Here is a 24,366-nt window from a genome sequence, read left to right as displayed (position 1 = left end):
TGTCAGGACCTCCAGGACAGGATGAGATCGGCCAGAGCGCGGCCGGTGGCGGTGGGCTTGATCCAGGGGACGCCGTCCGGGTCCTGGACCTCGGCGAGGTCGCGGCGGGCGAGCGCCTTGCCGATGGCAAGGACCTCGGGCCTGGACCAGTCCGTGACGCCGGCGATGCTCCAGACCGGATACCCCCAGCCGAGCCACTGATCGCAGGCGATGAGGAGGACGCGGCTCAGGCGGTACGGCAGGGCGGCCGCCGTCGCGACGGGGTCGACGGGAGCGTAGCGGGCGATGTGGGCTTCGCGGATGGAAGCGACCCGGATGGGCGACGGGTGGGCCCAGTTGTCGTCGCGGAGTTCGGGGGGCAGGTCGAACACGGGGGAGGCCTCCGGGGCGGCGGGTGGCCGGGGCGCGGGGCCCCGGCCGGCGGGGTCAGGCGTTCTCCGCGAGCTCGGCGAGGTGGGCGGCCTGCGCTTTGGCGAGCCGGGGCCGGAGGATGTCGGCGGCCATCACCGACGCGATGACCGGGACATTGTCGTCCCCGCAGTACGTGCTGACGGCCTCGTCCGCGTCCCAGTCGTAGTCGCTGCCGTTCAGCGTGACGTTCTCGTCGACGCCCGTGAACGCCTCCTCCGCGACCTCCTCGGCACGCTCGGCGTGGCGCTCCAGGTCCTGGCGCAGCAGGTCAAGGGCGGCGAAAACCGGGCTCCGCCGGGCGTGGGCGACCGTCAGCGCCTGGCGGTCCGGCTCGCCCGGCTCGTCCGAGATCGAGTAGGCGATGCCGCCCTCCCAGATGTAGCTCAGGTCGACGGTGCCCTTCCGGGCCTCGACTTCGAGGATGAGGCGCGGCTTGATCCGCAGCGCCTCGGCGTCCGCCTTGTCGAGGATGATGGCGAACCGCTTGCGGGCCGCGGCCATGCCGAGCTTGCAGGAGGCACGGGCCTCGGCGGCCTCGATGAGGGCGGGGATGGAGGCGGTGTCGGTAATCTTCTTCGTGTCGGTCACCGTGTCGTTCCTTCGATCTGTGCCGGTGGGCACCGGCGGGTTGTGATGCCCCTCAGGGGGTACGGGTGGGTGGCCTTGGCGGCCCCCGGCCAGCGTCCGCATTTGCGGCGGCGGCTGGCGGGAGGTCGGGGTGTGCCCGGCGGCGGACACACCCGCGGCTGTCAATGATCGAGCGTGTCGGCGAGGCGGTCGCGCATGTCGGTGAAGTCGCCCTGCCGCACGATGTGATCGCCCCCCGCCATCAGGGCCCAGGTCCGTCCGATGCGCTGAATAAAGGGGGGCCGGGCGAGATCGGCGGTCAGGAGGTCGGCGAGCCGGTTGGCAATTGTCGCGTTCGGGGCGCGGCGGATGCGCTCGCAGATGTTCTCACGGTCGGTCATGGCTGGTCCTCTGTGGGGTGGTGTCAGTCGGGTTGCGGGAGGCTGTCGCGGTCGCGCTGCCAGTAGCCCGTGAGAAGGATGCGGATGCCGCGGGTCCGGTCGTGGAGCTCCACGAGCCCCTCCTCGGCGACGCGCAGAGCGGCATCGTCGACCCATTCTGGGATGCTGCGAGGGCCTTTGACCCACATGACGACGTGCGAGGGGGCGACCTTGTTGGTCGTGTGCCGCGCCAGCGCCTCGGCGAGGGACGTCGCGTAGCGGGGCCCGTAGAGCATGCGCCCGAGGGCACTCAGGACATCGCGCCTGACCTGCATTCTGTATTCGCTCATGGCGTTCTGCCTGTCGTGGGGTGGGCGGATCAGGCGACCGAGATGTCGAAGAACAGCGCCTCGCAGGCGTCGCGGTGGGACACGACATGCGTCCACTCCTCGTCGAATAGGCCACCGCAGGGGCGGTCCAGATCCAGCGTGCCCCAGTACGGGACCTGCGCGGCGAGCAGGCTCCAGAATGCCGGGCTCATGAGCCAGGCGTACTCCGCGCGTTCCTGGTGGCGGATGGCGATGAGGGGGCGCCTGTCATTCATGGCGACCGTGACACTGACCATGTCGGTGGCGTGCATGGCCTGCCCGGTGCGCATGATGTCGGTCAGGTAGCCGGCGATGCCGCCGGCAGCCTGCCTAGCCGCCGCGAGAACGTTGCCCTCCCGGGCGTCGACGATGGTCTCAATGCAGTCGCCGGCGTTCATGGCCTGCACGAGCAACGAGTGGATGGCGGAGCCCTGCGGGGCCGTCATGCAGACCGCCCTGTAGGAGTGGCGGCGCAAGACGGCATCGAGGCCGTCCGACAGGGCGTCGCCGTCGAAGAGGCCCGAGGTGTCGAGGCCGGCGAGCGGGTTGAAGGGCTCAGCCGGGGCGCTGGGGGCAGGCATCGGCTCGGCGTTCTCGACGACACCGGCGAGAACCCAGGAGGTCTGCGGGGCGGGGGTGTGGGGCTGGGTCATCGGTGGTCTCCGGGGAGGACCGCCCTCCCTGGTAAAGAAGATTACCACTCGGCCTTTCCGGTGCAAGGGGGTCGTGTGCATATTTTTTACCACTGGGCGTCCGGGTTATCCCTGGCCTCCGGCGCCCGTGGGGGATTCGCCGCCCCGCGACCCTTGCTAGACTCCCGTCCGGACTGGTGTTTTGCGTTGGAGGCGGTCGTGTACGCGGAGAGCAGGGGCCTCGACTTCGAGGGGATGGGCATGGCGCTCGCGTACGGGCGGTCCATCCGGCAAGCCCGTCAGGCTGCGTGGTCCTGGCAGGATCGGGCCGAAGCCCTGGAAGCCGAGCTCGCGACCGCCCGGGCAGAGCTCGACGCGCACGACGCCGGCCGCCGGGCGCAGCTACGGTCCCTCCGCGTCGCGTTGGACGCGTGCGCTCCCCTCGATCCTATCCTCAAGCGGACCGGGCGAACGTACGATGGCGGGGACGCCGAGAGGGTGTGGGAAGCGACGTACGGCGACGCCTACGATGCCGTCGCGCGCGAGCGGGGCATCGCGCCGACGAGGCGTCCCATGACGCCGTCGGAGCGTGCCGAGGCGGCCGAGGCGGAGGTCCTGGCAGAGCCGATCACCGCGCGCCGTTTCCTCGGTATCCTGCACCAGCGCTTCTTCTGGCGGGGCGAGGAGCACCGGACCCTCGCGGGCGCCAAGCGGGCAAGAGAAAGGGCCGCCCGAGAAGCCCGGGCGGCCCTGACGTAGCCAAGCGTCGTTCGCTACGGATTACCCTCAGAGGTCGAGAGTGGCCTGCGCGCGCACGACCAGCGCCACGCGGGCGTCCGTCGCGACCTTGTCGGCCCACCGGCGCCGCAGGTATTCGAGCCCGCGCGGCGTCACGTAGGTCTGGGGCAGGATCATGCCGCCGACCTCGCGCGTCCGGATCTCGAAGACGCCCATCTTCCGGAACTGCGCCCGGGGCATCAGGGCGCCGCCCTCGTGGAACAGGTAGACCTCGCGCAGCCACCTGAACCAGGGCTCGTGGTCGGCGCCGATGGCGCGGCCGGCGTTCGAGAGGGTCAGCAGGCCCTCGGCCGCCATCAGGGCGTCGAACGCCTCGACTTTGGGCTCGGCCACCGCGAGGGCTTCGGCCTGGCGCTCGACGACGCCGGCGAGGCGCATGTTGTCCGAGGCGTAATGGCCGAGGACTTCCATGACCGCGGACGGGTTCTTGAGGAACTCGACCATCGCCGGCATCGAGGGCGCGGCCGGGCGGCCATACGAGCCCGTCTTCCGGATGGTCGGCAGGACCTTGTGGAACACCCAAGGCTGGAACCGCTGGACGCGGTCGCTCATGGCGACGCCGAGGGTGGTGACCTGGCGGCGGGAGGCGATGGCCCGGTACAGGCCCGGCTCCGTCACGACGGAGACCTCCTGCATCCCGCCAGGGGTCTGCACCGAGTGCAGACCCTTCTCGTCGGGGTCGAGGCGCCGGGTCAGGGCGGCCGCCTCGGAGTAGCCGAGCTCGCGGTAGACGTCGCGGGCGTCGAACACGGGCTCGCCGTCCTCGCGGATGTAGACGCGGAGCCAGCGGCCGTCGAAGCGGAAGGCGGGGCCGGCCGGGCCCTCGTGGGCGACGAGCGCGGGGAGCGTGGTAGAGTGGGTGTCAGCCATGGTGTCGGGTCCATCCGATCCTGGTCAGGCTCCCCGTCCGAGGCGTTCGCTGCGCCTCCGGGGAGCCGCCCCGTGGGGCTGACAACTGAGTGTAGCGATTCGTTCTGAGCCTGCCGGGACGGCCCCTGCGTCGACGCAATCCTGCGTTCACGTGGGGTCCGCGCTCAGTGCAGACCCTTATCCGGGCGGCTCGGCCTGAGGGGCACGATCTTACCGGTGGTGACCCGAACCTCCTCCTCCTCCGGGGGCTCAGCCTCAGGCGGCGCAGCCCAGGGGCGCCACACGACACCCACCAGGACGAGGAACAGGGCGAACCAGCCCACGCTCGCCAGCATCCACGCAAGGGCCTGCCGGGCAGCGGAGGCCTCCTCGGGCGCGGTCAGGCATCCGACGATCACGGACACGAGCGCCAGCCACGGGCCATTCTCCGGCAGCCAGACGTCGAGGGTGTACTCGCGACGCGTCATGGCGTGGTCTCCGGCGCGAGGGCCTCGACGGCTGCCCTCACGAGCGCGTCGACCTCGGACGTCGACAGGATCGGCCTCGGCGTCTCCGCCACGAGGTCGACGAGCGTCACCTCTCGGCCGCTGGCGAGCACGCCGGCGACGCGTGTGACCTCCCCGGCGCCATCCCAGTCGACCAGGATGCCCATGAGCCCGTTCGACGGGCACTCGGCCATGGCGGGGTGCTCGGCAGCGTACGTGGACCAGGGGATCAGGCGGCCCGACATTCGGTCTCTCCGGGGATCGAGGCGATGACGCCGTAGCGCCGGTCCATGCGGTCCAGCTTGACGCGCATGTCATTCGACAGGCCGTCGGCGGGGTCGTGCTGCCGGCGGACGGCGCGGCGGTCGCCGGACGCGCGGGCCCTGACGACGACCATCGTCACGCTCCGCCAGCGCATGCCCAGGGCAGCCCCGATGGTTGGAGCGTCGAGGCCGGCCGCCCATGCATCGAGGATCGCGGACCGGCGCGCCCGTTGCGGGACGGCGGCCTCCGCCGCGGCCCGGGCGGCGCGCACCAGGGCGGCCCGCGGGACGTCGACCACGATGGGCTCCGGGGCGGGCGGAGGCGCCGGCGCGGCGCTCAGGCGTACGCGGCCGGCGACGGCGTACCGGAACCCGGCCCGCGGATCCCCGCGCCGGCGGGCCTCATGGAGGATCGCGGAGACGTGCGGCGGGTTCAGGCCGAGCGCCGAGGTGATGAGCGTGCCGGACACGCCGGCCGCCCACCTGTCCAGGACGGCGTCGTGCAGCACGGTCGTCTCCGCCCGTGTCCGGCGCACCTTCATGGTCAGGCGGCCTTGGCCTTGGAGACGTCGTCGGTCAGGTCACGCCCGAAGTGGACGCATTGCTCCTTCGAGCGACCGTACATGCAGCTGGCATGTCGCGAGCAGGACCCAGGCTTCAGGCATCCGTTCGGCCAGGCCGGTTCGGTCTGTGCGGTCGCGCGGTGGAGCCGGATCTCGTGGAGGCGCCACCGGTGGACGTTCACCAGAGGCCGGTCACCCGACGCACTGACGATAGTCTCCTCCAGGCCCTCGTAGCCGATCCCTACGGCGCTGATGAGGCCGGATGCGATGGCACCCCGCATGGGGCCTTCGAGGTGCAGGCGCACGCGTATCTCGACGCCTTGGTCCGTCGCGGTGCTGCCAACGACCAAGCCACACCGGGGCCAGTCCCTATACGGGTCCGTCGCATCCTCGACCGTCACCGTCGCCAGTTCATCCCCGTCCCGCTCCAGGCCATGCGGGTTCAAGGCCTCGTCGACCTCGATGTCACCGTCGGCCTTTGCCTTGACCTTCCGCCAGGACCGCGCCGGCGTGCACGGCACCCAGACCGTGAACTGACCCGTCTCCGGATCCCACGAGTTCGGGCTGAGGAAGGCGTGCTTGGGGCCGGGGTCGACCTCGGGCAGCGCGTCGCCGGGGAACGTCACTCCAAGCTCACGGAGGCGGGCCTCGCTCACGCCTGCCCGGCGGCGGAGTTCGCCCGCCAGGGCCATCCGGAGGACGTCCTCCATCTCCAGGTCGAACTTGTGCCCGAACAGGAAGGCGGCCTCGGCGCCGCGCGTCTCGACGTCGTCGGCCTCATGGAGGAGCTCGGCCCGGCGGGCGGCGAGTTCGGTCACTTCCTTCACATCTTCCAGCGTCATGGGGTCCCCCTATGGCAGGACCCGATCGTCAGCTGCCGGGCCGCCTGTCACCAGCGCCTTCCGAGACGAGCTCGGGGAACAGCGCGTCCGCCGCCAACACGACGAACACGGCCATCATGGCTGCGTCCGCGTCGGCCGGGCGGGACCAAGCCGCGCGGGCCGCCCGGAGCGCGTCGCGGGCAAACAGGCGCGCTTCCTCGGTCGGCGTCAGCGCCCTGCGGCAGGGATCCGCCTCACTCACGGTCGGCCTCCGCGGCATCGAGGGCGGCCAGCGCGCGTTCCAGGGCGGCCGCGAGGCGGTCCGGCAGGTCGCGGTCGTCGGGCAGGCCGAGGTACCAGCGGCGCGACTTCACCAGCTCGCGGGCGGCCTCGATGACCTCTTCGGCGGCGTCGATCACGATGCTCTCCGGGGCGGGGGGACGAGGCAGAGGGCGAGCGCCATGCCGACGAGGAACGTGGTCACCGGGGCCTCCGGCGGAGAGGCGCGAGGGCTTGGAGGGCCGCCGCGACGTCCGCCTTTGCGGCGCCCTTGGCCGGCATTGGCTCGCCCATGAGGGCGGCCATGACGGGCGCGTCGACGGCCGGCGCCGGGGGTGGCGTCCAGCACACTAGGGCGGCGGCGAGGGCGAGATCGGCGGGGGTCACTCGTCGCCCTTGCGAGACGGCCGCATGGCCTTCACGACCTCGGTGAGGGCGTTCCGGATCGAGTGCTCGACGGTGTCCATCTTGGTGGTCAGCCGCTTCTCGATGTCCTTGAGGTCCTCCTTCTTCACGCACGTCTCCGAGACGTGCAGGCGGAGCTCGGCCAGGGCCGTCCCGTAGGCCTCGACGGCCTTGTCGGTGTCCCGGGCGCGGCCCTCGACCTCGGTGACCTTGTTCTTGACGGTGACGTAGCCGGCGTACCCGGCGAGCGCGGCCAGGAACAGCGTCACTCCGATGGCCAGCAAGGCGCCGAGCGAGACGGTGGGATCGAGGGTCACAGCGTGGATCTCCCGAACTCGGCCGTGACCGCGTTCATCCATAGAAGGGCGCGCTCGCCGCAGGCGGTCTTGGCGCGGTCGAGCAGCTTGGCGTCGGCGATGATCCCGACGGCCTCGCGCCGGCCGAAGGCGCGGGCGGGGATCTCCGGGAAGGTGCGGTGGATGCAGGCCTCCAGGTCCGCCGGGACCGGGGGCAGCGCGGCGCGGCCGGTCAGGTCGAGGGCCGCCTTGTCGGGGCAGCCTCCCAGCGCGACGGCGAGGCCAACGACGGCGGCGAGCGTCAGGACGCGGCGCATCACAGCCCCCTTAGCCGGCGGGCGTCATCGCCCGTCACGCACCCGGCGTCGGGCGTGCGGGCGAGGTGGGCCTTCAGGTCCCGGAGGCGCGAGGCCGCCGCCTTTGCGGACGCCTCGGCCGCCTCGGCGCGGGCCCTGTCGCCGGCCGATATGGCGGTGGCGGCCGCTACCTGGCGGTCGACCTCGGCGAGGGCGTCGCGGGCGCGCTGGAGATCGGTCTTCGCCTGGAGGGCGAACGCCTCGTGGGCGCCGCGGGCCTGCCCGGCCTGGTAAAGGGCGGCGCCGATCAGGAGGACGAGGCCGGCGGCGACGAGGGCGTGGCGAAGGACGGCAGGCAGGTAGGCCGCGGCCAGAAGGGCCACCGCGATCAGCCCGACGCCCCCGAGGCCGGCGAGCGTCGCGACGATGGAGAACGCGGCCCAACCGTGGGAGAGGAGCGTGAGGGCGGAGGCGATGTGATCGTGCATCACAGGCCCTTCCGGCAAAGGACCTGTTCGTCGTTCCGGCGGATGGCCAGGCCGTTGACGCGGCGGCCGCCGGCCTTGTCCCACATGTCGAAGGCGTCGCAGGACCCGGCGATGTCGCCGGCGTTGTAGCGGCGGGCGACCGTCGACTTGCAGTAGGCCCCGGCGCCGATGTTGTACGCCAAGGACACGTGGGCCACTAGGCGCTCGTCGGGGGCGCTGGCGAGGCCCGGGACGCATTTGAGGACGTCCACCTCGAACTCGCCGAGGCCCTTGAGGAGCATCGCCTGGCACTCCTCCTTGGTGGTCGTCATGCCCATCGTGACACCCCGGGTCTCCCCGTTGCAGATCGTCGGCACGCCCACGATGTCCCGGTAGGCCTTGAGCTTGGTGCCCTCGCACGTCCCGACGAACGTGACCGCCAGCGCGGCCGCGGCGGTGCCGGCGACCATGCGCCTGCGGAGCGTGCCCCTGGCGGCCGGGGCCTTGAGGGGCACGGACGGCACCCTGCCGGCAGGCAGCGGCGCTGCGACCGCGGCCGGGCGGGGACGGAACAGGGCGGAGAGGGAGAAAGCCATCAGGCGTCTCCCTTCGGGGCCGGGGCGGTGACGCCCTGCTGGGCGACGCACCGGGCGAACAGGGCGGCCAGGGCCAGGCCCATGTTGAGGAGGCTCAGCGTTGGCGCGGAGACGAGCTCGGAGCCGGAGAAGCAGCTGACCGACGCCTGCGCGGCATCGAGGAGGGTCGCGAGGGCCAGGAACCGGATGGACCAGGCGCGCTTGAGCACGTCCTCCAGGTTGTGGACGAGGGTGAGCTTCACGACAGGGCCTCCTGCGCCTCGATGGCGGCGTCGAGCTCGGCCAGCGTCGCGTCGAGGACACCCACCATCCCGCAGCGCGGGCACAGCGCGGTCAGGACGTCGCCGACCGTGACCTCCGCGACGGACAGGCAGGCCGCGGGATCCGCGCAGGGGGCGCGCAGGGCCGGCTCGGGAAAGGGGATGATCTTGGCGGTCACGGGGACGGTCTCACGACCGCCAGGTGACTGCCTATCGAGAGCCAGCGGACCCGGCGCGCCGTGGCCCGCGCAAGGTCGCGCGGCGCGCCGGAGGGGAGCGCGGCCGCGGCGGCCGGCCGTCCGCAAAGGCGGCGTGACGATGGTCACCACCGCGCCCCGGGCGACGCGCACGGTCATGCCTTCGAGGGGCACCACGACCGCCCCGTCCCGCATGCCGGTGGCGACGACGATGCCACCGAGCTCGGCCAGCCTGCGCCGGATCCAGCCACAGTCGATCCCCTGCGCCTGCGCGCGCGCGAGTGCCTGGCGGTCATCGAGGCCCTCGGCATCGAGGCCCAGGACGCGCTCCGCGTACCGGCGGACGGCGTGATCGGTGGGGTGGGCGCGGTACTCGGGCGAGACGTGGGACACGGGGGGCTACTGCGGCTGGACTCCTAGGCTCCCCGCGTCGGCCCCTCCCCGCCAGCCATCGAGCTCAAGTCGTTCCCCCGCAGTGGCCGGGGTCTCCTCAGATCTGAGCAGACCCCGAAAATCGCCATGGCCGATTCGTCAGGCCCCATGGGGCTTCATGGGGCTGCCATGGGCCTACATGGGGAAGAGATGGGCCTGAGCCCCTGACCCTGCACAAAAATATGCATGGCCCGGGAAGGCGCCTGGATGCCCGCCACGGCCCTTCGAGGCTCGCCAGGTCTCAGGACGCCACTCGCCAGGAACTCATGGGCTTCTCATGGGCGATTATGGACCTCTTATGGGGACCTCATGGGGCTCGGGGGGAGCATGGGGTCGGCTAACGCGGCCATTAAGGCTAGGCCCTTGGAGTGACTAGCGGTTTTCCAGCGACGCGCTCACGTTTGTGGGTGCGCGGACCGTCGTGGTGCCGGTTCTGAGCGCGCTCCTCCTGCCCCCATGCGATGATGAGCCATCATGACAGGACTGAGGGGGATCGTGCCCTCGGATATCATTGGCGGGTCTCCCCGGAGCTCGTCGAGAAGCTCGGCCTCGACCCTGGCGGCCGGGTGGCCGCCCAGCGGGCCCGCCGCAGCATCGTCGCTGCCCTCGCGCTGGCGGCGGAGACGGACAGGCCCTGGATCTCCTACTCCCGCACGCGGGACTGGTACGCCGGCGGCGAGCACTACCCGGGCTGCGACTACACGTACGACACCGTCGTCCCGGCCGCGAACGACCTCATCAAGGCCGGGCTGGTCGACGAGGTGCGCGGCCTCGTCCGCGACGGCGGCAGCGGGGTCCAATCCCGCATGAGGGCCTCGTACCTGTTCCTGGAGTGCCTCGGCGCCGACCCTGCGGTGAAGCACGTCGGGCCCGGGTCCTTCCTCCTCATGAAGGACGAGGACGGGCGGCTGATGCCGCTTCCCCGCACCGAGGCCGTGGCGCGGATGGTCCGGGGGATGGACGCGGTGAACGCAGGCGTTCGCAACCTCCGCCTCACCGTCGACCCCAAGGCCGACCAGTCGAACTGGCGGTGCGGCACCCGGCAGTGGGCGGCGCGCAAGGTCTGCAAGGACGGGACGGAACGGTGGGCTTACGTGCTGCCCACGCCGCATCACTACCTCGTCAGGATCCTCGGCCGTGGCCGCCTGGACTGCCACGGCAGGCTATACGGGTGGCATCTCGGCCTGCCCCGGCTCCGCCGGCAGGAGCTCCTCCTGAATGGCGACCCAGTCGCGGAACCGGACTTCGAGCACCTCCACCCCACGCTCCTGTACGCCATCGCCGGCGTCTCGTTGACGTGGGATCCGTACCTGACAGGTGTCATCGAGCGCGATCATGCGAAGCTGGCCCTGAACATCGCCATCAACGCCAAGGGCGGCCGCGGCGGCGCCATCCAGGCCATCGCCGACCATCCGAAGTGGCGGAAGGAGTGGAAGCTGACGCACGCGGACGCCAAGAGGGCCTATGACGAGGTCGCGAAGCTCAACAAGCCCATCTCCCATCTCCTCGGGTCCGATGCCGGCGTCCGCCTCATGGGGTTCGACAGCCACATGTGCCTGAGCGTCCTCAAGGGGTGCCGGGAAGCCGGGATCGCGGCCCTGCCGGTGCACGACAGCTTCATCGTGCCGTCCGCGAAGGAGGGCGAGGTTCAGGCGATCATGGACGAGGCGCTGCACGCGGTCCGCGTCGAGATTTCGCCAGGGACGTCAAGCACTTCGGTCAAATCCATTCTACAAGTGCCTTTCGCGCCGCGCGCCGCCGCCTCCCGGCCCTCCTCCTCGCGCGAGGCGAAGCCGAAGAAGTCCGCCGTCCCTTCTAAGAAGCGCCCCGCCAAGGCCGTTTCCATGGCCGTACAGGCCGTCGAGGCGGAAACGGCTCCCGAGCCCATCCCCGCCGACTTCGACCTCGCAGAGCGCTCCCTCGCCCTCCGGGACCGGTACGAGGCCCAGGCTCGCGCGAAGCTCCGCAAGTTCCGTCTCGCCGCTCAGTCAGGTTGGGGTGTCGCCCCCGGCTGGGATGAGAAGCGGGCCGAGATGGCCGAGGCCAAGAGGCGGGCCGAGACGACCGCCAGGCAGGAGCGAGAGACCGGCCTCAGGATCGACCTGGACGTGCCCTACAGGCTGTCGGAGGATGCCAAGGCGAAGCGGGTCAAGCGCCTCGCCCCCAAGCCCCGCAGGCCGTTCCCGGCGCCCTGGAGCCGGCGGTCCTCGGCCCGCTGGGCGAAGCCTGAGGCGACCCTGCCCAAGGGCGAGGCGAAGCCCCGGGCGACCCTATTCTCCTAGACAGGGCCGTAGGCTTCCCGAGACCCCTTTCCCCTTGTGGGAGGCAGGGGTCGCCGCTACCTTCGGATCGTCCTCGCATGGGACGGGCGTGCACCACACTCCCGGAGCCTCCCGCCGGCCCAGCCGCGGGGGGCTCCTTCGTTTCAGGCCCTCGCGACCCCACAGGGCCTGTCCACGCGGTCCTGCGGCACAGGATGACCGCCGGTACCCGGAAGGGCACGTGGCGACCGCCCAGGACCGTCCCCGTGCCCTTGGGCTGGCCACGCGAGATCCGCCATCGTTGGCTGATGGCCCGGCCCCCCTCATTCGGATCCCTCGTCCAGGACCTCACCGGCGCCCTCGCGGCGTGGGAGGATCAGTACGTGTCGGAGGTCTCGTTCAAGAAGTACCAACGGGCCTGCGCGTGGGTCGTCGACCAGTCCGCCAAGGCGGTCGCGGTCGATATGCGGGGCGCGACCGACAGCCATTTTCGCGACCCCACGCCGTGGATGCGCAACGCCTGGCAGTACCGGCGCACACTGGGCAAGGGCCGCACGGTCTACGACGAGGTCCAGGCCGAGGCCTACGTCCTCGACGACCAGAGCAGCGTCCTCAAGTAAAGCATGGGCGACCAGCGGAACACGCGCTACCCGGGCGACGTCGGCCTCGCCCAAGACCGCATCCTGGTGCCCAACTGGCGCAACTTGACCCTCACCCAAGGGGTCAGGCCGACCGCCTCGCACGACCTGCCGGGGGCGACGATGGCGCGCCTCATCCGGAACAGCCAGGGCCAGTACGCGAGGCGCAGCGTCCCGGGCAGGTGGGGCGTGTACAAGGGCGAGATCACGGTCAACGGCAGCCGGCTGATGGGCTACATCGCCCGGCCGCCCAGGGCCCGTGTGCCTGCCACAGACGCCGGCACCGAGCGGTCGATATTCGTCAACTCCAAGGGCAAGGTGAAGTCGCCCACCAGGGTCGTGAACCTCGGCCGACCGCGGATCCTGCTCGTCAGCATCCCCAAGGCCGAGTACCGGCCCATCCTCCAGGACCCGTTCGAGGCCGCCGTCGCCAGCGCCCGCAGGAACGTCGCCGACCTCATGGCCAGCCAGTTGGCGGAGAACATCCGCCACCAGGGCTACAGCCCCTCTGGCCGCCTGGAGACCATCATCGGGCAGATGCAGGCCGCGTCAGCCCGAGGCGAGTACAAACAGGGGGGCCGGGCCTGTCCCGGGGCCGTGCCCTCATGACCGAGGCCAAGCGCCTCCTCGACGTCCTCGGCAAGGGCCGCTGAGGTCATCGATCGACCACGCCGATGGGGCGTCGGCCCGACGTGCGTCCCCTGTGCGCCCACGAATATGAACAAACGTTCAGGTATACCAGGTGCCCCCTCACCCCATGGGGGCATGGGCGTGCCCTTGTGCGGGCCACGCCCCCCGGCCTCCCCTGGCAGGGACACAGGAGGCGTGCCGTGCCTCCCTCACGAGCACCAGACCGTGAGGCCACGGCGCCATCCCCAGGCCGGGAGCGGGGCATGTAGAGGGCGGCGCGGTGCGCGAGCGGGGATCGGGCGGCCGTCGGGCGCGCCACAGCCCATCCCGGACCCCCGGGGGGTGGGCGTCGAGACCCCGGCCGGGGAGTGGGGTCGATGGAGACCCCAGAGGGGTGGTGGAGCGTGCGGGGAGGCATTCGCCCGCGGAGGCTTACTGCCTCAGAAATTTTTCAAATGGGCCCAGCATTCCGCATTCGGAAACGGGCCGAGCCACTGATGCCGCCGGGAAATCGCCCCAGCGGAATGCGGAGACGAGGATCCCATGGACCAGACCGGACCCGGCATTGCCCCCTGATCCCAAGACCTCGTCCGCAAATGCGGACGGTCCGCGCGGCGAGGTTGTGTCCTTCACCCGGCTAGCAGTACTCATCGGGCCACCCTATTCGACGGGGTCAAGCGCCGCTGCCTGCACGTGGTCCGGGGTGGGCGAAAACCATTGTCCGCAAAAGCGGACAACCGCTGTCGAACGCAGATTTTTGGTCGAGTTAGCCCTCGCCCCGAGGCATCGTCCGCAAATGCGGCCCTCACTCGCCACGAAGTCGTGTCCCCATGGTGCCTCTCCGGGACATGGCGTCCGCAAAAGCGGACAGACCTCTATCGACCCAACTCGGCCGCACCAACGTACACCGGGGCATTCTGGAAGCAGCCATCCATCAGCCGTTCAGCGGCCTTGATGTATGATTGTAATCCCCCGCAACGCGCTGATCGGAAAGCCGCAGTGACGATGTGACGGTGCTTCGCTATCAGCACGGCAAAAGGACCACGTCGGTCGCCGGGGGGCGGGCTTATTTTAGATGGATAACGATCTGGGTCGCCTCTCCCGTGAGGAACTTGAGGCAGAGGTCCTGCGCCTGCGGGCGGATCAGGATGAGCGGCCCGGTCGAGGTGCAGAAGCGTTCAGCAGGCGTGACCGCTCACACGCATCTGATGCCAACGTTTTGCGCTCTGCCATCGACAGGACCAGCCTGCCGATGATCCTCACGGATCCCAATCAGGACGACGACCCGATCGTCTTCACCAACCGCGCTTTCCTCGACCTCACCGGCTACGGCATTGACGAAGTCGTCGGTCGCAACTGCCGTTTCCTCCAAGGGCCAGATACCGAGCCCGACTGCATCGATCAGATCCGCGCCGCGCTGCGCGACAACCGTGACCTCACCATCGAGATCACCAACCACCGCCGTGACGGGACGCCCTTCGTCAATGCCTTGTTCGTCGGCCCCGTCTTCGATGGGGAGGGACGGCTGCGCTACCGCTTCGGCAGCCAGATCGACGTCACTGAGGCGCACCGCAACCGGCGGCGGCTGGCCGAGAGCGAGGAGCGGCAGCGTGCAATCTTCAATAGCGCTAGCGAGATGGCAATCATCGTCACGGACACCGAGGGCTGGGTGACCGACTGGAACGTGGGGGCCGAACGCATCCTGGGCTGGTCGGCCGAGGAGATGCGTGGGCAGACTGTCGAGCAGATTTTTACGCCTGAGGATCGCGCCAACGATCGCGCGCGAAAGGAGATGGAAGGCGTTCTCCAAGCCGGGCATGCCGAGGACGAGCGGTGGCACCTGCGTAAGGATGGCCGCCGGTTTTACGCGGTGGGTGACATGACCTCGCTCCGTGGGGTGGATGGGACCCACCAGGGGTTCGTCAAGGCGATAAGCGATCGGACGCAGGAGCGCGTCGCCGCCACCAAGCAGCAGGCCGACGCCGAGTTCATGCGCAGCGTGCTGGCTTCCTCGGCCGACTGCATCAAGGTGCTCGATCTCGACGGCAGCCTAAGCTTCATGAGCGAGGGCGGCATGCGAGTGATGGAGGTCAGCGACTTCAACAACGTGAAGGGCTGTCCGTGGCCCAGCTTTTGGCAGAACAAGGGTCATACCGACGCCCTCGCGGCGCTTGAGGTGGCCAGGGCCGGTGGCATCGGCCACTTCCAGGGCGGGGCTGACACCTATCGCGGTACGCCGAAGTGGTGGGACGTGCAGGTCACGCCGATCCTGGGAGCGGATGGACAGCCGGAGAAGATCCTCTCCATCTCCCGCGACATCACCGATCAGAAGTCAGTCGAGCAGCAGCTCGCGGTCAGTGAGAAACGCTGGCGCGGCCTGTTTGCCGATATGCAAGAGGGCTTCATGACCGCCGAACTGATCCGCGACGCGGACGGCCGGGCAGTGGACTTTCGGTTCCTTGAAGTGAACCCAGCCTTTGCCGGGCTGACGGGGCTACCGGCTAACACCGCCGGGCAGACGATGCGCGAACTCGTGCCGGACATCTCGCAATGGCTGATCGACACCTACGCTCGCGTGGTCAAAAGCGGCGAGCCCGAAAGCTTCGAGATCCACGTCCCGGAGCTGAGCCGGACGTTCGAGGTGCGGGCGAGCAAGCAGGATGACCGGCGGTTCGTCGCGCTGTTCCTAGAGATTTCGGAACGCAAAAGAGCAGAGGTCCGCCGTGCGGCGACAACCGAACTCGGTGACCGGTTGCGCGATGTGACGGACAGGGGGGAGATCAGCCGGATCGCCGCCGAGGTCATGGGGCGCACGCTCGACCTTAGCCACGCAGGCTACGGGCAGGTCGATCCCGATGCTGAAACGATCCTCGTGGACAACGATTGGACGGCGCCGAACCTCCCCAGCATCGCCGGGTTGCATCGCTTTCGGACCTACGGCTCGTACATCAAGGACCTCAAGGCAGGGCGCAACGTTGCCATCGAGGACGTAAGCCGTGACCCTCGAACGGCGGAGGTCGCCGACGCCCTCGCTGCAATCAACGCCCGCAGCCTCTTCAACCTGCCAGTCCTGGAGCACGGACGGTTCGTGGCCCTATTCTATGGGCTTAGGTCCGAGCCTGGCCCGTGGCCGCCGGAAGATATCGCCTTCGTGCGCAACGTGGTCGATCGAACCCGATCGGCCATCGCGCGCGTCGAAGCAGAGGCACAGCAGAAGCTGCTCAACCACGAGCTGAGCCACCGCATGAAGAACATGCTGGCGATGGTGCAGTCGATCGCTACGCAGACGATGCGGGGAGCCAGCGACCTGGATACCGCCAGGGACGTGCTGGCCAATCGTCTGATCGCGCTAGGCAAGTCCCATGACCTGCTGCTGGGCGGTACCCTGTCACAAGCTCCTATGAAGAGCGTGATCGAGGGTGCGCTTGAGATACACCGCGACCGACCGGACAGGTTCATCCTGGAAGGCCCCACCGTCATGGTCGGCTCCAAGGCGGCGCTGTCACTTTCGCTGATGCTGCACGAGCTGGCGACCAATGCCGCGAAGTACGGCGCGCTCTCAAGCGCCAGCGGTCAAGTCACTATCGCCTGGCGGATCGACGGCGATGGGGAGGATGCTCAGGTCACTTTACGTTGGGCTGAGGCAGGCGGCCCGCCGGTCGTGGCGCCCAAGCGTACCGGGTTCGGCACACGGCTGATCGCGCGCGGTCTTGCCGGGAGCTTCGATGGAGAGGTCGATTTGAGCTACCCTGAAACGGGTGTTGTCTGCACGATCGTCGCGCCGCAGCGCGGCTTTATGGCAAGCTGAGTTTCCGCTCCTTGACGTTGGCGCGGACTGAAGGGTCAGTCCGCTGCGCAGGCTGCATCCAATTGAGCGAGAAGCTGGTTCAGCCGGTCCGGCAATGGGGTGGCCGGGATGTGAGCATACATGCCCTGCAACTTGCGGCCGAGATGGTGCTGGATTGCATGGGGCGCTCCGGGGCGCATCCATGTGGAAGCTCCCTCTGCCAAAGGTCGCTCGCTCCCATGGTCGGTTTGACCAGACACAGGACCAGGGGCACGTTCGCCCATCACGACAGCCTCTTTGCCTCGAAATCACGCGACGGAAGAGTCCAACCACCCTATCACGATTAAGTTCTCTCTAAAGCGCGCAAGGGTCAGCGCAGTGCTTTTGACGCAACACCGATGGCCCGCGCCGTTGCATCCTTCCTCATATCGGAAAATCCACACCTGCACCCGAAGGCGGAACAGCAGAGATCCCCCAATTAGTCAAAAAAATACGGTTTTGGCCGCTGGGCCAAAGGCCGGCCGCCTCTTTCAATCGCAGTTGTCTAACGACCGCTTTGGAGACGCGTTGATGATAGTTTGGTCGGCTGGGTTGGGTCGCAACCGGGCTCCTAAGCGTCCACATGTCTTGAGTTTCGCACCAACCCTTTCAGCCATCGGGGATATGCGCCGCTACGCTCGCGCCAGCGCGTGCTCCTCGCGAGCGGCCGACCATACTTCGCGCGCCGCGTCCGCGTTCATGGCCGCGATCCCGAGGCCGACGATCAGGTCAGGCCATGCCGACCGCCAGAGAAAGGCCGTCACGAGGCCCGCCGCCATGATGGCGATGTTGGCCAGCACGTCGTTCCGCGACGACAGGAAGGCCGCGCGAGTGAGACTGCCGCCATGCGTCCGGTAGCGGGCCAGCATGTAGGCGCAGGCGAAATTCACGATACACGCGCCCGCGCCAGTGAGGGTCAGCAGTCCCGGCTCCGGCGCGACCGGCACGTTGAACTTCTCCCAGGCGGTCCAGAGCGTCGCTATGGCCGGGATCAGCAGAATGCCCGCCAGGGCCATGCCGACCCGCGCCCGGTTCTTCAGCGACCAACCGAGGGCCGCGAGGATCAGGAGGTTGACCGAGGCGTCCTCCAGGAAATCGACGCTGTCCGCGAACAGCGATACCGAGCCGATGGCGAGGGCGACCGCGAACTCGATCCCGAAATACGCGAGGTTGAGGAAGGCAACCAGGCGGACAACCCGGCGCAGTCCGGGATTTACGACAGCCGCATCCATCACGCCGCCTCCTCTTCGATCTCGATCTGGGCCACGGCCTGCGCTCCGTCGTTGAAGCGGGCAGCGATGAAGTGACCGAGGGCGACGGCCGCGATGCACAGAACGACGGACAAGCCGATGTTGAGCGCGGCTCGTGTCATGGCCCCGTTCCGCATGAGATCGAGCGTCTGCAAGCTGAATGAAGAGAAGGTGGTGTAGCCGCCGCTTACCCCGATCATCACGAACAGCCGCCAGTTCTCGGAAACGGGGAAGCGGCCGGTGGCGAGCGTCAGCGTGCCGAAGAAGCCGATGACGAACGATCCGGTGATGTTGATGAGGATGGTCCCCCAGGGCAGCTCGCGGCTGATCGGCTGGGCAAGGACGGAGACAGCGTAGCGGAGGAAGGTGCCGATGGCACCGCCCAGGATCACGACGAGGCAACTGGCAAACGACATGGGCGCTCCTATCAGCGCGGCACAAATCCTCCGGTGAGCCGGATGGGTGCCGCATCTTCGATAGGAGTCATCAGCCCACGGCGGGCGGTTTCGGGGGAACCCCATCCCCATCGGCCGCAGCCTAACATACCGCGCCGCAGCGCAACATATGTAGGGCGACCATTTCCGGTCAGGCGTGCCGCCAGATCTTTACCGACGATATGAGAAGGATGCAGGCGAGCACCGGCAGCAGCACCGCGCCCGGGACCAGGCCGAGCAACTGGCCGCCGATGAATGTGCCGATGACGGACCCGGCCGCCATGGTCAGCAGGAACAACCGGTTCCTGCCAAGCACGGCAAAGCTCCGATCCTGGCTGTAGCGGGCGAACCCGACCAGCATCGTCGGCAGGCTCACCGCCAGCGAAAGGCTCCCCGCGAGCTTGATGTCGGCCCCGAACAGCAGCACCAGAGTGGGGATCAGCAACTCCCCTCCGGCGACACCGAGGAGCGCCGCCACCACGCCGATACCGAAGCCGGCGACCACCCCGGCAATGATCCGAGCCGGTCCGGCAACGAGGGCCGCTCCTGCCTGCGTGTCGTGGCCGAGCAGCAGCATCCCCGCTATGGCGACCAGCATCACGGCGATCACGCGGTGCAGCGTCTCCGAACGCAGGCGGGTCACCCAGCCCGCGCCGAACCACGCGCCAACGAGGCTTCCGGCCAGCAGGTTGAGGATGATCGGCCAATGCGCCGCGACCTCGGCAAACGGCACGGTCTGCGCCCGGAACGGGAGCGCGGCAGCGACCACGACCAGGCTCATGGCCTTGTTGAGGATCACCGCTTCCAGTGCGCCGAAGCGGAACAGGCCGATCAGGAGCGGCAGGCGGAACTCCGCGCCGCCCAGGCCGATCAGGCCGCCGAGCGCCCCGATGACGGCCCCGCCGCCGAACGCGGACACAGCATGGCGCGGCGCGTCCTGGGTCGTCATGACGTTTCCTCTTCGGTCAGATCGAGGGCGTGCCGCACCCGCGGGCTCGCCGGGGCCGAAAGCACGTCGGCCGGACGCCCGGTTTGAAGGGTTTCCCCGGCATCGAGCACGCAGAGCCGGTCCGCCAGAGCCGCCGCCTCATCGAGGTCATGCGTGACCAGGACGATCGGCACGGCCAAGGTGCCGCGCAGTTCGCGTAGTTCATCGTGCAGCCGACGCCGCGTTCGCCGATCGACCGCCGAGAACGGCTCATCGAGCAGCAGCACCGCAGGCTCGCGGGCGAGCGCCCGCGCCACCGCGACACGCTGTTGCTGCCCGCCGGACAGGGAGGACGGCCGTCTGTCCTCCAATCCTTCGAGTTGGACCAGCCGGAGCAGCGCCCTCGCGCGCGTTACGCGCTCCCCCTTCGGCCGATGCGCCAGCGCCGCCATGACGTTGCCGAGCGCCGTCATGTGCGGGAACAGCGCATAGGACTGGAACACCAGGCCCGCCTGCCGCCTGTACGCAGGCACGGCAAGGCCGGACGCGGTATCGAGCCACACGGCCGTGCCGCACGCCACCCGCCCATGCTGCGGCCGATACAGCCCGGCGATCGTCCGCAGGATCGTGCTTTTGCCGCTGCCGGATGGCCCGACCAGGGCCAGCAGCTCCCCGGCCCCGCAGACGAAATCGACCGCGAGAGGGATCGGTCCGGCCTGCCTGAGTTGGACGTGAAGGCCAGCCGGGTCAGACACGGCGACCGACCCGGCCGGAAAGGCCATAGGTGATGCCGAGCGCGATCAGCGAAAGCAGCAGCAGCAGGGCCGACATGATCCCGGCCGATGCCGTGTCGAACGCCTGCACCCGGTCGTAGATCGCAATGGCGATCGTCCGGGTCTCACCCGGGATCGAGCCACCCACCATCAGCACCACGCCGAACTCGCCCAGCGTATGGGCGAAGGTCAGCACCAGGCCGGTGACGATGCCCGGCCACGCCAGCGGCAGGTCGATGCGCCAGAGCACCCGCCAGGGCGAGAAGCCCGACACGGCAGCCGCTTCGCGTATATCGGCCGGGATGGCCTCGAAGCCGCGCTGCATCGGCTGGACCGCGAACGGCAGGTTGACCAGCAGCGAGGCGAGCAGCAGCCCCTCGAAGCTGAACAGCAAGGGATGCCCGAACAGCGTCCGCCAGCCCTGCCCGAGTGGCGAACCGCCGCCGAACGCGGCCAGCAGGTAATAGCCGAGCACGGTCGGCGGCAGCACGAGCGGCAATGCCAGCAGCGCCTCGACCACGGGGCGGCCCGGCACCCGCCGGAACGCCAGCCAGCGGCCGAGCAGCACACCGAGCGGCAGCAGGATCAGGACGGTCGCCGTCCCCAGGCGCAGCGAAAGCGAGAGAGCGGTCCAGTCCATGCGGTCACGGCTCTTCGCCGGGCAGCACGAACCCGAACCTGCGCAACACCGTCCGGGCAGACGGCGTCTGCATGTAGGCGTAGAACACCCGTGCCGTGTCGCCCGCGCCCTTCATCAGCACCATGCGCTGCCGCAGCGGCTTGTGCCAGGCGGTTGAGATCAGGGCAAAGGTGCCAAGCCTGCCGACGTCGGGAGACAGCGCCAGCGAATAGGCGAAGATGCCGCCCTGCGTGCTCCCCGAGGTGGCGAACTGCGCCGCCTGCGCGACGTTTTCTCCGAGCACCAGCCTGGGCTGAATGGCGGCCCACAGACCTTGCGACTGCAACGCCTGTTCGGCGGCCACGCCGTAAGGGGCGTGCTCCGGGTTGGCGATCGCGAATTTCTGCACCCGGCCGTCGCCCAGGGCAGCTTTCAGGTCCGTCAGCGTGTCGTCGGGCTTGAGGGCCGAGCCATGCGGGGCGAACAGCACCACGCGGCCCTCCGCGTAGAGCGTTCCCCGATCGACCGTCTTGCCCGCATCCGCCAGCTTGAACACGAAGCCCTCATCCGCCGACAGGAACAGCTCGAAGGGAGCATCCTGCTGGAGCTGCCGCGCGAAATTGCCCGACGAGCCATAGGTGATGGTCAGGTCATGGCCGGTATCGGCCTTGAACTGCGCGGCAACGGCATCGAGCGCGAATTTCAGGTCGGCCGCAGCCGCGATCGGAGCTTTGTCGGCCGCATACGCAGCAGGGGCGACGCCGAACCCAAGGGCTGCGGCCAGCAGAAGCGAACGGAGGAAAACCAGCGTGGTCATGCGTATGGCGATATAGCGGAGCGGCTATATCGACAAGTCAAACTGGGGGCTTGAGCAGGCCGGTGAGCTGCGCCAGGTCGTCCGTGACGGCCTTGGTCGCAGCCGTCTCCATTCGCCGGTATGCGTCCAGCACCGCGTCCCCCATGGGCGTGAGCTGTGCCCCGCCGCCGGTCCGGCCGCCTTTGTTCGCCGTGACGAGCGGGTCACGAAACGCGCCGTTCAGCGTGTCGATGAGATACCAAGCCCGCTTGTAGCTCATGCCCATGCGCCGCCCGGCGGCAGCGATCGAGCCGGTTTCCCGGATGCCTTGCAGGAGGTCAGCCTTGCCCGGTCCGAGCAAGATGTCAGTCCGCAGCTCGACGCGCAGACGGATATTGGGTTCGTCCAATCGCCAATCCCCTTGATGCCGACTGTCCAAGCGGCCTCTCCCAGGGGTGTCATAGTTGCGACCGCAGCGGGCGTGAAAGGGTTCGGTTCTGGCTGCAGTGTCGAAGATCGGCCGCGATACCGGACTGAAGTTGCCCGACGGCCGCTTTGGAGACACGCCGATGACAGTCTGGGCGACTTGGTTGGGTCGATGACGGGAGGTCTGCTCGGGGTGGCTTTCTGCCGGTCTGCTTCCAGGCAGCGATGCACAAGAGCGGGCGTTGCCGCTGAACCCGCCGATATGACATCGATCTCGGAGGCAGGCGTCCTACCGTTTTGCGAACCCGATGTCGGCGGCGACAGCCTGAAGGCGTGCCGGTTCGCGCTCCTTCCGCTCGCTGTATCGGTCGACGAGGTAGTCGGCCCGCCCACGTGTCAGCAGCGTGAACTTCATCAGCTCCTCGCAGACGTCGACGACACGGTCGTAGAGCGGGCCCGGTTTCATCCGACCGGCATCGTCGAATTCCTTGTAGGCCATCGGCACCGAGGACTGGTTCGGGATGGTGATCATCCGCATCCAGCGGCCGAGCACCCGCAGGGAGTTCACGGCGTTGAAGCTCTGCGAGCCGCCCGAGACCTGCATGACGGCCAGCGTGCGCCCCTGCGTCGGACGGACCGAACCCTCGCTGAGCGGCAGCCAGTCGACTTGGGCTTTCATCACGCCGGTCATGTTGCCGTGCCGCTCCGGGGATACCCAGACTTGGCCCTCGGACCAGATCGAGAGGTTGCGCAGCTCCTGAACCTTGGGGTGGTCGGCGGTGGTGTCGTCCGGCAAGGGCAGCCCGTCCGCGTGGAAGATGCGCACGTCGCCGCCCATCGCTTCCAGCAGGCGTGCCGCCTCGTAGGCGAGGAAGCGGCTGAACGACCGCTCCCGAAGCGACCCGTAGAGGATCAGGAAGCGCGGCGCGTGGGCGGGCGGGGCCGTCGCCGCCATCCGCTCCGCGGTCGGCACCTCGAAGTGCGCCTCGCTGAGGTTCGGCATCCCGTCGGTGAAGGATGGGGTGGGCTTGTCCACGGATCTTCATTCCTGTACATTCAAAAGGTAATTTGATAGTTGTACCGAAGATGGACGAGACGCAAGCCCTCGCAGCCTTCCTGGCCCTCGGGCAGGAACACCGCCTCCGCCTGGTGCGGGCGCTCGTGACCGCCGGGCCCGCGGGTCGGGCCTCCGGTGTCCTGGCCGACGCGGTCGGCGTGTCCCCGGCGACAGTGTCCCATCACCTTAAGGAACTGAGCCACGCGGGGCTGGTCACCTCCCGCCGCGAGGGCCGCTCGATCATCTACAGCGCCGCCTATCCGGCGCTGTCGGACTTGGTCCAGTTCCTGATGCGCGACTGCTGCCAGGGCCATCCGGAGGTCTGCGCCCCGGCCGTGGCCGCGCTCGCCGCCTGCGATTGCACCACCGGAGCCGCCGTCCATGCCTGAGCCCACCTACAACGTCCTATTCCTCTGCACCGGCAACTCGGCCCGCTCGATCCTGGCCGAGGCGATGCTCAACAAGGATGGCGGCGGCCGTTTCCGGGCCTTCTCGGCCGGGAGCCATCCGAAGGGCGAGCCGCATCCGCTCGCGCTCCAGGTGCTGCGGGAGAACGACTACCCGACCGAGGGCCTGCGCTCGAAGTCCTGGGACGAGTTCGCTGCCCCCGGCGCCCCGGTCCTCGATTTCGTCTTCACCGTCTGTGACAACGCCGCCGGCGAGGCCTGCCCACTCTGGCCCAGCCAACCGGTGACCGCCCACTGGGGCATCGAAGACCCCGCCGCGGCGGAAGGCTCGGAGATGGAGCGCAAGCGCGCGTTCGTCACCGCACAGCGCTACCTGAAGAACCGCATCACCGCCCTCGTCGCGCTGCCGCTCGGCAGCCTCGACCAGGTCGCCCTGTCGTCGAAGGTCCGGGAGATCGGCCAGATGGCCGGCGCGACCTCGGCCCGCCCGGAGGTCGCGTGATGGACGTCGTCATCTACCATAACCCGGATTGTGGCACGTCGCGCAACACCCTCGCGATGATCCGCAACGCCGGCATCGAGCCGCACGTGGTCGAGTACCTGAAGACCCCGCCGAACAGGACGCTCATCAAGCGCATGCTGGACCGCGCCGGCCTGTCGGTGCGTGACGCCCTGCGCGCGAAGGGCACGCCGTTCGCCGAACTCGGGGACCCTGCGCTGACCGACGAGCAACTCCTGGACGCGATCGAGGCGCATCCGATCCTGCTCAACCGGCCGCTCGTGGTCACGCCCAAGGGCGTGCGCCTGTGCCGCCCGTCCGAGGCCGTGCTGGACCTCTTGCCGGTGCAGCGGGGCGAGTTCGTCAAAGAGGACGGCGAGCGGGTCGTGGACGAACACGGCCGCCGCATCGGCACCGCCTGATCGTCACGCAAACC

Annotated in this window: 36 protein-coding genes, 1 pseudogene and 1 riboswitch; of the genes and pseudogenes, 8 read left to right on the top strand and 29 right to left on the bottom strand. The window is 69.1% G+C overall.

Translation table 11 applies throughout. The annotated features are described in order from the left end of the window. Positions 1-2: 2 nt before the first annotated feature. From BLQ49_RS05720 to BLQ49_RS05700, 5 genes are all read right to left on the bottom strand, one after another. Complete coding sequence (locus tag BLQ49_RS05720) at positions 3-371, bottom strand: hypothetical protein (RefSeq protein ID WP_091714081.1); 369 nt, start codon at positions 369-371, stop codon at positions 3-5. 55 nt (positions 372-426) lie between these two features. Beyond that, on the bottom strand, positions 427-999 hold the full coding sequence (locus tag BLQ49_RS05715) for a hypothetical protein (RefSeq protein WP_091714080.1): 573 nt from the start codon (positions 997-999) through the stop codon (positions 427-429). Between the two features lie 161 nt (positions 1,000-1,160). Then, positions 1,161-1,379 carry a hypothetical protein gene (locus BLQ49_RS05710; RefSeq protein ID WP_091714078.1) on the bottom strand — a complete coding sequence of 73 codons (219 nt, stop codon included), beginning with the start codon at positions 1,377-1,379 and terminating at the stop codon, positions 1,161-1,163. A 23-nt stretch (positions 1,380-1,402) separates the two neighbouring features. Next, a complete protein-coding gene (locus BLQ49_RS05705; RefSeq protein WP_091714076.1) occupies positions 1,403-1,708 on the bottom strand; it encodes a hypothetical protein in 306 nt (101 codons plus the stop codon). A 29-nt stretch (positions 1,709-1,737) separates the two neighbouring features. Beyond that, positions 1,738-2,379, bottom strand: a complete 642-nt coding sequence (locus BLQ49_RS05700) for a hypothetical protein (protein ID WP_091714075.1) — start codon at positions 2,377-2,379, stop codon at positions 1,738-1,740. Between the two features lie 198 nt (positions 2,380-2,577). Between BLQ49_RS05700 and BLQ49_RS05695 the strand changes: the two genes are divergently transcribed. Next, entirely contained in the window at positions 2,578-3,117 is a 540-nt protein-coding gene (locus BLQ49_RS05695; protein ID WP_244507455.1) for a hypothetical protein, read from the top strand. 27 nt (positions 3,118-3,144) lie between these two features. Here the strand turns inward: BLQ49_RS05695 and BLQ49_RS30855 are convergent, their stop codons facing one another. From BLQ49_RS30855 to BLQ49_RS05630, 15 genes and pseudogenes are all read right to left on the bottom strand, one after another. Next, entirely contained in the window at positions 3,145-3,660 is a 516-nt protein-coding gene (locus tag BLQ49_RS30855; RefSeq protein ID WP_425283980.1) for a phage antirepressor KilAC domain-containing protein, read from the bottom strand. Between the two features lie 54 nt (positions 3,661-3,714). Continuing rightward, positions 3,715-4,026, bottom strand: a pseudogene (locus tag BLQ49_RS30850) (BRO-N domain-containing protein); the annotation flags it as partial. Positions 4,027-4,190: 164 nt separating this feature from the next. Then, complete coding sequence (locus BLQ49_RS05685) at positions 4,191-4,493, bottom strand: hypothetical protein (RefSeq protein WP_091714072.1); 303 nt, start codon at positions 4,491-4,493, stop codon at positions 4,191-4,193. Beyond that, positions 4,490-4,705, bottom strand: a complete 216-nt coding sequence (locus BLQ49_RS05680) for a hypothetical protein (protein WP_244507454.1) — start codon at positions 4,703-4,705, stop codon at positions 4,490-4,492. Before BLQ49_RS05680 ends, BLQ49_RS05685 begins: the two co-directional genes overlap by 4 nt. 35 nt (positions 4,706-4,740) lie before the next feature. Next, positions 4,741-5,283 (bottom strand): hypothetical protein, encoded by a 543-nt coding sequence (locus tag BLQ49_RS05675; protein ID WP_143012211.1) that lies wholly within the window; start codon positions 5,281-5,283, stop codon positions 4,741-4,743. A gap of 35 nt (positions 5,284-5,318) precedes the next feature. Beyond that, positions 5,319-6,179 carry a hypothetical protein gene (locus tag BLQ49_RS05670; protein WP_091714066.1) on the bottom strand — a complete coding sequence of 287 codons (861 nt, stop codon included), beginning with the start codon at positions 6,177-6,179 and terminating at the stop codon, positions 5,319-5,321. Positions 6,180-6,207: 28 nt separating this feature from the next. Further along, positions 6,208-6,420, bottom strand: coding sequence for a hypothetical protein (locus BLQ49_RS05665; protein ID WP_091714505.1), 213 nt, complete (start codon positions 6,418-6,420; stop codon positions 6,208-6,210). Continuing rightward, on the bottom strand, positions 6,413-6,577 hold the full coding sequence (locus tag BLQ49_RS29540; protein WP_167627640.1) for a hypothetical protein: 165 nt from the start codon (positions 6,575-6,577) through the stop codon (positions 6,413-6,415). Before BLQ49_RS29540 ends, BLQ49_RS05665 begins: the two co-directional genes overlap by 8 nt. Positions 6,578-6,638: 61 nt before the next feature. Further along, positions 6,639-6,824, bottom strand: coding sequence for a hypothetical protein (locus BLQ49_RS05660; protein WP_091714064.1), 186 nt, complete (start codon positions 6,822-6,824; stop codon positions 6,639-6,641). Continuing rightward, on the bottom strand, positions 6,821-7,159 hold the full coding sequence (locus tag BLQ49_RS05655) for a hypothetical protein (protein ID WP_091714062.1): 339 nt from the start codon (positions 7,157-7,159) through the stop codon (positions 6,821-6,823). Before BLQ49_RS05655 ends, BLQ49_RS05660 begins: the two co-directional genes overlap by 4 nt. Further along, positions 7,156-7,455 (bottom strand): hypothetical protein, encoded by a 300-nt coding sequence (locus BLQ49_RS05650; protein WP_091714061.1) that lies wholly within the window; start codon positions 7,453-7,455, stop codon positions 7,156-7,158. Before BLQ49_RS05650 ends, BLQ49_RS05655 begins: the two co-directional genes overlap by 4 nt. Further along, entirely contained in the window at positions 7,455-7,922 is a 468-nt protein-coding gene (locus BLQ49_RS05645; protein WP_091714059.1) for a hypothetical protein, read from the bottom strand. Before BLQ49_RS05645 ends, BLQ49_RS05650 begins: the two co-directional genes overlap by 1 nt. After that, positions 7,922-8,497, bottom strand: coding sequence for a lysozyme (locus BLQ49_RS05640; protein WP_091714057.1), 576 nt, complete (start codon positions 8,495-8,497; stop codon positions 7,922-7,924). Before BLQ49_RS05640 ends, BLQ49_RS05645 begins: the two co-directional genes overlap by 1 nt. Beyond that, positions 8,497-8,739, bottom strand: coding sequence for a DUF7940 domain-containing protein (locus BLQ49_RS05635; protein ID WP_091714056.1), 243 nt, complete (start codon positions 8,737-8,739; stop codon positions 8,497-8,499). Before BLQ49_RS05635 ends, BLQ49_RS05640 begins: the two co-directional genes overlap by 1 nt. Next, positions 8,736-9,347, bottom strand: a complete 612-nt coding sequence (locus BLQ49_RS05630) for a hypothetical protein (RefSeq protein WP_091714054.1) — start codon at positions 9,345-9,347, stop codon at positions 8,736-8,738. Before BLQ49_RS05630 ends, BLQ49_RS05635 begins: the two co-directional genes overlap by 4 nt. Positions 9,348-9,850: 503 nt before the next feature. Here BLQ49_RS05630 and BLQ49_RS05625 point away from each other — a divergent pair. The 4 genes from BLQ49_RS05625 to BLQ49_RS05610 all read left to right on the top strand — a co-directional run bounded on the left by BLQ49_RS05625 (position 9,851) and on the right by BLQ49_RS05610 (position 16,723). After that, positions 9,851-11,668 (top strand): hypothetical protein, encoded by a 1,818-nt coding sequence (locus BLQ49_RS05625; protein ID WP_143012210.1) that lies wholly within the window; start codon positions 9,851-9,853, stop codon positions 11,666-11,668. Between the two features lie 287 nt (positions 11,669-11,955). Further along, positions 11,956-12,267 (top strand): hypothetical protein, encoded by a 312-nt coding sequence (locus tag BLQ49_RS05620; RefSeq protein WP_091714049.1) that lies wholly within the window; start codon positions 11,956-11,958, stop codon positions 12,265-12,267. Positions 12,268-12,270: 3 nt separating this feature from the next. Further along, the gene (locus BLQ49_RS05615; RefSeq protein ID WP_091714048.1) at positions 12,271-12,894 is read left to right on the top strand and encodes a hypothetical protein; all 624 of its coding nucleotides are present in this window, start codon (positions 12,271-12,273) and stop codon (positions 12,892-12,894) included. 1,096 nt (positions 12,895-13,990) lie between these two features. Further along, positions 13,991-16,723 (top strand): PAS domain S-box protein, encoded by a 2,733-nt coding sequence (locus tag BLQ49_RS05610; protein ID WP_091714046.1) that lies wholly within the window; start codon positions 13,991-13,993, stop codon positions 16,721-16,723. A gap of 35 nt (positions 16,724-16,758) precedes the next feature. Here the strand turns inward: BLQ49_RS05610 and BLQ49_RS30565 are convergent, their stop codons facing one another. From BLQ49_RS30565 to arsH, 9 genes are all read right to left on the bottom strand, one after another. Continuing rightward, on the bottom strand, positions 16,759-16,902 hold the full coding sequence (locus BLQ49_RS30565; RefSeq protein ID WP_167627639.1) for a NepR family anti-sigma factor: 144 nt from the start codon (positions 16,900-16,902) through the stop codon (positions 16,759-16,761). Positions 16,903-17,373: 471 nt separating this feature from the next. Then, positions 17,374-17,973 (bottom strand): cation efflux transmembrane domain-containing protein, encoded by a 600-nt coding sequence (locus BLQ49_RS05605; protein ID WP_091714045.1) that lies wholly within the window; start codon positions 17,971-17,973, stop codon positions 17,374-17,376. Further along, the gene (gene crcB, locus BLQ49_RS05600) at positions 17,973-18,407 is read right to left on the bottom strand and encodes a fluoride efflux transporter CrcB (protein ID WP_091714043.1); all 435 of its coding nucleotides are present in this window, start codon (positions 18,405-18,407) and stop codon (positions 17,973-17,975) included. Before crcB ends, BLQ49_RS05605 begins: the two co-directional genes overlap by 1 nt. 54 nt (positions 18,408-18,461) lie before the next feature. After that, positions 18,462-18,525: riboswitch (Fluoride riboswitch) on the bottom strand. A gap of 51 nt (positions 18,526-18,576) precedes the next feature. Further along, positions 18,577-19,374 carry a sulfite exporter TauE/SafE family protein gene (locus BLQ49_RS05595; RefSeq protein WP_091714042.1) on the bottom strand — a complete coding sequence of 266 codons (798 nt, stop codon included), beginning with the start codon at positions 19,372-19,374 and terminating at the stop codon, positions 18,577-18,579. Further along, positions 19,371-20,135: an ABC transporter ATP-binding protein gene (locus BLQ49_RS05590; RefSeq protein WP_091714040.1), complete on the bottom strand. Its 765-nt coding sequence runs from the start codon at positions 20,133-20,135 to the stop codon at positions 19,371-19,373. Before BLQ49_RS05590 ends, BLQ49_RS05595 begins: the two co-directional genes overlap by 4 nt. Then, complete coding sequence (modB, locus tag BLQ49_RS05585) at positions 20,101-20,766, bottom strand: molybdate ABC transporter permease subunit (protein WP_091714039.1); 666 nt, start codon at positions 20,764-20,766, stop codon at positions 20,101-20,103. Before modB ends, BLQ49_RS05590 begins: the two co-directional genes overlap by 35 nt. Before the next feature lie 4 nt (positions 20,767-20,770). After that, on the bottom strand, positions 20,771-21,562 hold the full coding sequence (gene modA, locus BLQ49_RS05580; RefSeq protein WP_091714037.1) for a molybdate ABC transporter substrate-binding protein: 792 nt from the start codon (positions 21,560-21,562) through the stop codon (positions 20,771-20,773). A gap of 37 nt (positions 21,563-21,599) precedes the next feature. Continuing rightward, a complete protein-coding gene (locus BLQ49_RS05575) occupies positions 21,600-21,950 on the bottom strand; it encodes a winged helix-turn-helix domain-containing protein (RefSeq protein WP_244507453.1) in 351 nt (116 codons plus the stop codon). Positions 21,951-22,256: 306 nt separating this feature from the next. Continuing rightward, entirely contained in the window at positions 22,257-23,003 is a 747-nt protein-coding gene (gene arsH / locus BLQ49_RS05570) for an arsenical resistance protein ArsH (protein ID WP_091714035.1), read from the bottom strand. Positions 23,004-23,053: 50 nt separating this feature from the next. Between arsH and BLQ49_RS05565 the strand changes: the two genes are divergently transcribed. From BLQ49_RS05565 to arsC, 3 genes are read left to right on the top strand one after another with little or no spacing between them, the layout of a single operon-like run. Continuing rightward, a complete protein-coding gene (locus BLQ49_RS05565; RefSeq protein ID WP_091714033.1) occupies positions 23,054-23,413 on the top strand; it encodes an ArsR/SmtB family transcription factor in 360 nt (119 codons plus the stop codon). Beyond that, positions 23,406-23,933 carry an arsenate reductase ArsC gene (locus BLQ49_RS05560; protein WP_091714032.1) on the top strand — a complete coding sequence of 176 codons (528 nt, stop codon included), beginning with the start codon at positions 23,406-23,408 and terminating at the stop codon, positions 23,931-23,933. Before BLQ49_RS05565 ends, BLQ49_RS05560 begins: the two co-directional genes overlap by 8 nt. Further along, positions 23,933-24,352: an arsenate reductase (glutaredoxin) gene (gene arsC / locus BLQ49_RS05555; RefSeq protein ID WP_091714030.1), complete on the top strand. Its 420-nt coding sequence runs from the start codon at positions 23,933-23,935 to the stop codon at positions 24,350-24,352. The genes BLQ49_RS05560 and arsC overlap by 1 nt, the downstream gene beginning before the upstream one ends. Positions 24,353-24,366 lie beyond the last annotated feature (14 nt).

It is taken from the genome of Methylobacterium phyllostachyos (assembly GCF_900103445.1).
Lineage (GTDB): Bacteria > Pseudomonadota > Alphaproteobacteria > Rhizobiales > Beijerinckiaceae > Methylobacterium > Methylobacterium phyllostachyos.
This window is presented reverse-complemented; position numbering and strand designations above follow the sequence as displayed.